Raw genomic sequence first — 2455 nt, 5'->3', positions numbered from 1 at the left:
GCCCAGCAGGGCACCAGTCAGAGGCAGGGTCACGACTCCCCAAGACGCTTTCCATCATGTATGTCAAGAACTTCGTGTAAACGGCGCTCGGCGTGATGCCCGGCTGGAGCCGGGCGGATCGGAGAATCACGCCATGGTGAACCATGACGCCGTAGCCGTGCCGGCTGGTGGGCCGGACCTGACGGGCTTGGCCGAACAGATGGTGGCCAAGGCCCGCGAGACCGGGATCGAGCTGACCGGCCAGGACGGGCTGTTGACGGCCCTGACCAGACAGGTTCTCCAGTTCGCGCTGGAAGAGGAGATGGCGGCTCATCTGGGCTATGACAAGCACGACCCGGTCGGGCGGGGCAGTGGGAACAGTCGTAATGGCTCGACGCCCAAGACCGTGCGCACCGAGATCGGTGACGTGACGATCCAGGTTCCCCGGGACCGGGCGGGCACGTTCGAGCCGCAGGTGCTCAAGAAGCACCAACGCCGCTTGTCGGGCTTCGACGAGGCCGTGATCAGCCTGTACGCGAAGGGCATGACCACCGGCGACATCGCCAAACACCTGGCCGAGGTGTACGACACCGACGTGTCCCGCGATCTGGTCTCCCGAGTCACCGACAAGGTCCTCGACGACATGCAGGCGTGGCAGTCGCGGCCGCTGGATCCGGTCTATCCGGTGGTGCTGATCGACGCGATCGTGCTCAAGGTCCGCGAGGGGAGCGTGGCCAACCGGCCCGTCTACGTCGCGATGGCCGTGAACACCGAGGGCGAGCGAGACGTCCTGGGAATGTGGACCGGCCCGTCGGGTGGCGAGGGCGCGAAACAGTGGATGAACATGCTGACGCCAACTGCGCAATCGAGGCATACTGGACGCATGCATCGTGTGCTGCGACGGGTTGAAGGGCTTGCCGGAGGCCATTACGGCCATCTGGCCGCAGGCCACCGTGCAGACCTGCGTGGTGCACCTGGTGCGCAACAGCCTTCGCTACGCGGCCAAGCGACACTGGTCCAGGATCACTGCGGAGCTCCGCGAGATCTACACCGCGCCGACCGTGACGGCCGCGGAGTCACGCTTCGAGGAGTTCGCCGACAAGTGGGAGCCGCAGTACCCGGCAATGATCGGGATGTGGCGCCGCTCGTGGCCGGAGTTCGTGCCCTTCCTGGACTTCCCGCCCGAGATCCGCAAGTTGATCTACACCACCAACGGCATCGAGTCGCTCAACGCGCGGTTCCGTGCCGCGACCAGACGACGAGGACACTTCCCAGACGAGCAGTCAGCCATGAAGGTGCTCTACCTTGCCGTGCGGGAACGCCAGGTCAACCGGCCCAACCCCACCGGCCGTGTCCACGGCTGGCAGGCCATCCTGAACGCCCTCGCCCTGACCCACGGCGACCGCCTGGGTCTCAACTAGCCGATGCCACTTACACAAAGAACCTGACACGCCCCTTGGAAGCGACGGGTGGACCAGAAGGGGGCGCTGGTGGTTGACCTCAGCTGGATCGTGGTTGCTCTTCCCTCGCTGTACCAAGGCGTGAAGTTCGGTCCTTGGCGGTTTCATTGGTATTCCGCACGTTTGGAGGTGGCGTCCATCGCGGTGCTTCTCGTGTCGAACGTGCCGGCCATCACTGTCAGCGCGTGGCTCTGTGACGCGGGGCGTGCCTGGTTGGCGCTCGTACCGGTTGTCCTGCCGTTGGCGGGGACGGTCGCGCAGGCCCAGCTAGCGCAGGCGGACCGCATCGAAGATGAGCAGTGGCAACAGCACTTCCGGAGCCGTGCCCAGGAGAACGGGGATCACGCTCGACCCCGGGCGTGAACCTCGAGGTCATGCAGGAGGGATCGCGATGGGGTGGATACTCAGTGAGACCGTCAGTGACGACCGACCCTCGTGGAGGCGCTTCTCGCGGCGAGGGCGATTCCTGATTTCGACAGGCCAAGCCGCGTTGGAGACTGACGACGCAGGTGTCCTTCAGCGGGTACTGGACGCGGCTGGCGGTGATCATCGAGAGTACGGCGTGTTGATGCGTAGGCTACGGGCCGCGCAGGACGAGCTCGGGCCGGGGGCGGCAGTTTCGTTTCCCGACGGGGACCGGTTCGCTTCGGTGGAGATAGCCCTCTCGCACCTCGGTGGATGAAATCTCGCTGCCGGGCGCAGCGTGGGCATCGGAGGTCCACCTGCGCTGTTTGACGTCCCTTGCCCTGTGCACGATGTCCGGTCGAGTCGAATGGCGCGTGGAGGCACTGGCCCCTCGAACGCATCGAGCAGCGCGTCCCAGGAAGCACCTGTTCAGAACGACGCCCGGCGGCCCAGACCAGCCGCGAAGGAACTACTTAGCCGCCAACCGCGACAGTCGAGGATCCGGCAGCGGCTCTTCGAATCGTCCTCGGTCGCCTGTAGACGAACGCACTCAACTGGCACCCCTCTGTGTCAAGAAGGGGTCATGACGCGATCGGCAGCGGGGTCGTAGT

1 protein-coding gene and 1 pseudogene are annotated in these 2455 nt (G+C 65.4%); both read left to right on the top strand.

Going from position 1 to position 2455, the window contains the following annotated elements:
* Positions 1-133 precede the first annotated feature (133 nt).
* Positions 134-1400: pseudogene (locus tag ABD089_RS13810) on the top strand (IS256 family transposase).
* A 48-nt stretch (positions 1401-1448) separates the two neighbouring features.
* Positions 1449-1802, top strand: coding sequence for a hypothetical protein (locus ABD089_RS06785; protein ID WP_343885521.1), 354 nt, complete (start codon positions 1449-1451; stop codon positions 1800-1802).
* The last annotated feature ends 653 nt before the right edge of the window (positions 1803-2455 follow it).

The sequence above is a fragment of the Luteococcus sanguinis genome, assembly GCF_039527675.1.
GTDB lineage: Bacteria > Actinomycetota > Actinomycetes > Propionibacteriales > Propionibacteriaceae > Luteococcus > Luteococcus sanguinis.
This window is presented reverse-complemented; position numbering and strand designations above follow the sequence as displayed.